The organism is Bradyrhizobium sp. 149 (genome assembly GCF_023073915.1).
GTDB lineage: Bacteria > Pseudomonadota > Alphaproteobacteria > Rhizobiales > Xanthobacteraceae > Bradyrhizobium.
Genome location: NZ_JADPKK010000021.1, coordinates 38477 through 44638, shown reverse-complemented (window position 1 = coordinate 44638; position 6162 = coordinate 38477). Strand labels below are relative to the sequence as shown.

Sequence of the window (6162 nt, the reverse complement as noted above, 5' to 3'; positions counted from 1 at the left end):
GCGGCCGCGCTCGTCGGAGGTGCCGACGACGACGCGATCGGGGAACTTGAAGTCGCGGATCGCCGCGCCCTCGCGCAGGAATTCGGGGTTCGAGGCGACCACGACGTCGGCGTTGGGATTGGTCTCGCGGATGATGCGCTCGACCTCGTCGCCGGTGCCGACCGGGACGGTGGACTTCGTCACCACGACCGTGAAGCCGGTGAGCGACTGCGCGATCTCTTTCGCGGCGGCGTAGACGTAGGAGAGGTCGGCATGGCCGTCGCCGCGGCGCGACGGCGTGCCGACCGCGATGAACACGGCGTCGGCATCCGCGACCGGCTTCGACAGATCGGTGGTGAAGTCGAGCCGCTTGGCCTTGACGTTGGTCGCCACCAGCTCATCGAGGCCCGGCTCATAGATCGGGATCTCGCCGCGATGAAGGGCCGCGATCTTCTTCTCGTCCTTGTCGACGCAGGTGACGTCGTGACCGAAATCCGCAAAGCAGGCTCCGGACACCAGTCCAACATAGCCCGTTCCGATCATCGCGATTCGCATGAGAAAGCTCTTTCCGTTGAAGACGGATGTTCCACTAAACACCCTAGACCATTTCGCTATCCGGCCGCACGCCCAACATTAGGGCAGGTTGCTTCGCGAACCGCTCGCCCCTCTGACAACGTCGCCGGCGACCAAAAGCACACGTGCCGGCGTTCTCCGATGACATGCATGCGCCGCCGATCTCGGAATCAGACGCCGTGGTACTTTCGATACCATTCGACGAAGCGACCGAGGCCCTCCGCCAGCGGCGTCGAAGGCGCAAAACCGACGTCGCGCTGGAGCGCGGAAATGTCGGCGCGCGTCTCCAAGACGTCGCCGGCCTGCATCGGCAGCAGCTCGCGGATCGCGGGCTTGCCGATAATCTTCTCAAGCGTCTCGACGAACTCGATCAGATTGACCGACCTGTTGTTGCCGATGTTGTAGACGCGATACGGCGCATAGCTTGACGAGTTTTCCGGCTGCTCGGCGTTCCACGCGGGATTTGGCGCCGCGGGCCGGTCGAGGGTGCGGATCACGCCCTCGACGATGTCATCGACGTAGGTGAAATCGCGCCACATGTCGCCATTGTTGAAAATCTTGATCGGCTCATTCGCGAAGATCGCGCGCGTGAACAGCCAGGCGGCCATGTCGGGCCGACCCCACGGACCATAGACGGTGAAGAAGCGAAGACCGGTTACCGGCAGCTTGTGAACATGCGCGAACGTGTGCGCCATCAGCTCGTTGGCCTTCTTGCTCGCGGCATAGAGGCTGACCGGATGGTTGACCGAATGCTCGGTCGAATACGGCAAGGTGCGGTTGGCGCCGTACACGGAACTCGACGAGGCGTAGACGAGATGCGCCAGACCATGGCGCCGGCCGGCTTCGAGCACCGTGACAAAGCCGTCGCAATTGGCGCGGATGCAGGTGATGGGATCGTCGATAGACGCGCGTACCCCGGGCTGCGCCGCAAGGTGCACGACGCGATCGGGCCGCACGTCCTGGAAGACCCGCGCCGTGGCTGCGGGATCGGCAAGGTCCGTCTCATAGAACTTGAACCCGGGATGCCGCTGCAGCCGGCCAAGCCGCATGCGCTTCAAAGCCGGATCATAATAGGCTGTCAGCGAATCGATACCGACGACCTCCTCTCCGCGCGCGAGGAGGCGTTCAGATAGATGCATGCCGATAAAACCGGCAGCGCCAGTGACAATCACAGGAGCCATGATCAACTCGTCGCTTCGTCCTTCGCACTGCAATGCCAGACTGATACGTCCGAAGCAAGGCTCGGATTTGCGGCAGTTTCATGCACAGCGCCCTCATCGGCGATAGAGCTGGCGAGCCGACGATCCATGCACGACGACGGCTGAAAGGACGCTACAAGCGGGCAGGATTGCCGGGTTCGGCAAAGCACGCATGCGCAATGCGCAGCCCGCGGCTTTCTGCGAAGCGACGGAAGACGAGCCTCACGTCGATCGGGTCGGCGCACATGCCTTCGAGCAGCACCGTTTGGGTCGCCTGCGATGCGGCCTGATACATCAGAACGGCCGTCGGAAAGAGACGGGCGCCGATGATGTCGTCGAAATCAGCGCGTGTCGATCGCTTGAGGTCCTCCGGCAGGAAGCCGTAGGCGCGCAGCGCCAGCGGCGCGCGGAAAAGCTGAACCCAAATCTCATGCGGCCCGAAATGATAGGACTGGGTGAGATAGGAAACCGCCGTCGGGCCAAAGCCTGCAGCTCGAATCTCGACCCAGTACAACGCCAGCCAAGCGATCGATTCCGAGGGCGAGCACGCGAGCAGTTGTTTCGCCGAGCGCCTCACGTTCTGCAGACTCGCATCGAGCGAATCGACGCCGCCGGATTCGAGGTAATTGCTCAGGATCCGCAGGTTGATCAGGAGCAGGTTGCGACGTTGCCTGGCGTCGCAAAATACGTCCGAGGCGTCCTCGTAGCGGGACGAAATACGTGCGAGAACCTCATTGTCGTAATTCTCGCCGCGGCTCAAGCGCGCGGCGAGGTCCTGCAGCGTGGGGCGAAACGTATAGCTCGCAACCGATAGCAGCCAAGCCAGCGCCGTCGCAGCGACGACGACATTGACAATGGCCGCATATACCGCAGACGGGCGGCGGGACCCCTGCTTGTTCTCAGGCCTGCTCGACGTAATAGTCGGAATAGTGCCGCCCCTTATACGACTCGATGCGCTTCAGCGTTTTCGGATTGGCACGGTTCAGCACGATACCGACGATCTTGCTTCTGAACACCTCGAGGTCGACGATGGCCTCGTTCACCGCCGCGCGGCGGGTCTTGCCCCATTCAACCACGTAGACGATGGCGTCGACCAGATGTCCGACGGCCTTGGCATCCGTCACCGGAAGCACCGGAGCGAGGTCGACGAAGATATAGTCGTACTTCTTTCTCGCCACCTTGAGAAACTCCAACATCGACTGTGAGGACAGCAGATCGGCCGAATTGACCAGCCGCGCCCGCACGACCGACGGCAGGAAATTGAGATTGGACTGCCGGTCGACCTGGATGTGGTGCTCGAACTGCGTGGGGTCGGCGAGGGCCTCGACCAGACCGGACTTGGCGCCGGGCGCGATCTTCCGCGTCAAGGACTGGGTGTGCAGATCGCCATCGATCAGCAACGTGCGATGCCCGGCGAGAGCAGCCAGATGCGCCAGGTTCGCGACAACGGTCGTCTTGCCCTCCTTCGGAAGCGAAGAGACGACGGCAATGACGTTCGTTTCCCTGGTCAGGCGCGACAGATCGACGGCGGTCTTGATGTTGCGAAGCGTTTCGGCAAACCGCGAAAACGGATGTTCGAGCGCATATCGCGTCAGCGCCGCCCCGCGCATGTCCGACGACAAACCATCCGACGCTTCAGGACGAAGCTCCGGCAGCGTGCCAAGGCATTGCAGCGCCGTCTCGGCCTCGATCTCCGACGGAGTGCGCAGGACTTCGGTCAGCATTTCCTTGCCGACGGCACCACCGAGGCCGAAGCACAGGCCTCCGATCAGCCCGCCCAGGAGCAGCAGGCCTGTCTTCGGCCAGCTCTTCTTGTCCGCCTTCTGAGCCGTGCTGATGATTCTGGCTTCGCTGATCGGGAAGCTCTGGTTCTGTGTCGCTTCCTGCAATTGCTGAAGGAAGTTGTTGTACAACGTCCGATAGGTGTCGGCGGCACTCTCCAGATTGCGCAGCTTGACCTGGGCCTGACTGGCGCTACCGGACTGGCTCACAAGCTTGTTGAGGTCCGTTTCCAGCGAGCTCTCCCTGCTTCGGGCGATCTCGTAATCGCTCTTGTAGGCATCTGCGATGCGTCTGACCTCGTCCTTGATCGCCCGCCGCAGTTCCTGCATGCGGGAGGCCAGGTTGACCGACGCCTGGTGGTCCTTCCCGTACTTGCTCGACCAATCTGCATACTGCGCGGCGAGATCGAGATATTGCGCGCGCAGCCGCGTGATCACGGTGTTGCTGAGAGCGTCGGTCACGGTGGGCTGAGCAAGATCCTGGTCGGTAATCGCGTTGATCCGGTCGAGCCTGGCCTTGGCTTCGGCGGTGCTGGCGCGAGCCTGGATCAATTGGGTGTTGACGTCGGAGAGCTGCTGTTCGTTCATCAAGCCCTTGCTCGTCCCGACGATGTTATTTTCGGCCTTGAACGTTTGAACCGCGCGATCGGACTCCATCGCCTGCTGCTGCAGCTCGGCACTTCGCCTTTGCAGCCATTCGCTCGCCCGTTTGGTGGACTGGTACTTGGCTTCGAGCACGCTGGTCATGTATGCGTCCGCCAAGGCGTTGGCTATTTTCGCCGCCTTCTCGGGCACCGTGGATCGAAACGACATCGTCAGCACGTAGGTGACGCCGACCCGCTCCACCTTCAGGTTTTTCTTGACGCTGGCGACCACCATCCGCTTCACGAAATCCTTGGATTCCGGCTCGGCGAGACCGAGCAGATTGGTGATTGCACCAACGACATAGGAAACCATGTCCCCCTGGACGTATTCGGGATCGCTGGTGAGATTCAGGAAATCAACGACCGAGCGCACCAGGTCGTCGGACGTGAGAATTTCGACCTGGCTCTCGACGAAGCCGGGATCGATCAGCGTGCTGTTTGCGGCATCGGTCGACTTGTTCAGAACCGCCTGACGGGTATCCACGAGGATGCTGACGGAGCTCGTGTAATAAGGAGTGGCCGTCAGCGCATACGCCACCACCACGGCCAGACAGAGGCCCACGACGGAGGCGATCAACGGCCACTGCCGGCGCACAATGTCGAGCGTCCGCTCGAAGGTCAAAACGGCGGTATTGAGCGGTAGCGACGAAGACTGTCCGGCGTCGAAGTTATTTCGCGGCTGATACATGCGTCACTATCGCGGCAATTCGAGAGGAAGTGGGACGGGGGCGAACGGATTGCCGACATCCATGTTCCATTCTCCCTCAAATAATGAATTGGATTGGGGGACTGGCTTGCTCCGTGCCGAAACCGGAACAGGCGCGTCGTTCTCAATCGACGCGTATCCGGCGCTCACCGCTGAGTCCTGCAATTTTTGTACAAAATCGATAATACGCTGCACAACCGTGGGCTCAATCGGGCCACAATGCTGCGCAGCTCGCGCCAGGCCACGCCCGATTGCCGACCGATTCGACGCCGGAGCCAGCGACACCAATTTCCCGATCTGCGGGAGCAAATCGGGATCACTGGCCAAATACTCTGTAACCTTGCTCTCGATCTTGTTCTTGTCGTTCTTCGCGTACTTCAAGACATGCGCCGGATCGGCCGCAAAAAGACGAAGCTCGACGGGCGGAGTTCTGAGCAGCAACGGCAGGCAGTGTGCCGTTGCCGACGACACTCCAGCCAGCGTCAGGCACGCCACGGCCAGGAGTGATCGCGCCGAGATCGGAGCACGCGAATGAAGGCCCAACAGGCGATTGCGGTCTCTACCAAGCACTTGGTCCCACCGTATTAATGGATCAGCCGCGGTTAACGGTTAAATACGGCAAGTCTTTGTGCATTGCAAAAGAAAAACAATCGGGCCTGGTGGCGGCGCCCTCACCTGTTCCCGAGTTCGGCAAAATCGCGCTGATCTTGCTTGGCAATCGAAACCCAGAAGCGAGGATCCTCGCCGGATTCCATCGACACCCACTGATAGCTCGAACCCCGCCAATCGCGAACCTCAGGCACGAGATTGTCCAGAACATAGTCACCGTCCTGCAACCGCGCGATCAACACGAGGTGCCCGCCGGCGGGAGCAAAGACGACCGCCAGACGCAGGGCGCTCGCAGGCCACCCCTTGGAGAGAAGCAGATGGCGTTTGGTGATCGCATAGTCGTTGCAATCTCCCGACGACGGCGAGATCGTCCAGCGCGCCAGTAGCGGATTGGTCGATTTCTTCACGGGCGATATAGCCTGATTCACGCTGGCGTTGACCTCCTGGAGGGCCGCAAGCGCGACATCATGGGCTGGCAACCGAGCCTCAGGCGAGCTTCGCTCGCACTCGCTCGCGTAGTTCATGCAGAATTTCACAAACTGCAGTGGAGCCAAAACGTTCTGCGACTCCTTCAGAAAGGCTCCCTTGCTCATCCCCTGCTCAGCCGCAAGGCACGGCAAAGCAGAACCTAGAACGAACAGAGCTGCAACCAGACGCTTCATTACCGCCTC

At 61.1% G+C, this 6162-nt stretch carries 6 protein-coding genes; all 6 read right to left on the bottom strand.

Going from position 1 to position 6162, the window contains the following annotated elements:
* The coding region (locus IVA88_RS17505; protein ID WP_247498480.1) for a nucleotide sugar dehydrogenase at positions 1-534 on the bottom strand (534 nt) is incomplete at its 3' end.
* A 188-nt stretch (positions 535-722) separates the two neighbouring features.
* Positions 723-1733, bottom strand: coding sequence for an NAD-dependent epimerase/dehydratase family protein (locus IVA88_RS17500; RefSeq protein ID WP_247498479.1), 1011 nt, complete (start codon positions 1731-1733; stop codon positions 723-725).
* A 151-nt stretch (positions 1734-1884) separates the two neighbouring features.
* Positions 1885-2511, bottom strand: a complete 627-nt coding sequence (locus tag IVA88_RS17495) for a hypothetical protein (RefSeq protein ID WP_247498478.1) — start codon at positions 2509-2511, stop codon at positions 1885-1887.
* A gap of 139 nt (positions 2512-2650) precedes the next feature.
* Positions 2651-4864 carry a polysaccharide biosynthesis tyrosine autokinase gene (locus IVA88_RS17490; RefSeq protein ID WP_247498477.1) on the bottom strand — a complete coding sequence of 738 codons (2214 nt, stop codon included), beginning with the start codon at positions 4862-4864 and terminating at the stop codon, positions 2651-2653.
* Positions 4865-4870: 6 nt separating this feature from the next.
* A complete protein-coding gene (locus tag IVA88_RS17485) occupies positions 4871-5377 on the bottom strand; it encodes a hypothetical protein (RefSeq protein WP_247498476.1) in 507 nt (168 codons plus the stop codon).
* 176 nt (positions 5378-5553) lie between these two features.
* Entirely contained in the window at positions 5554-6153 is a 600-nt protein-coding gene (locus tag IVA88_RS17480; protein ID WP_247498475.1) for a transglutaminase-like cysteine peptidase, read from the bottom strand.
* Between the last annotated feature and the right edge of the window lie 9 nt (positions 6154-6162).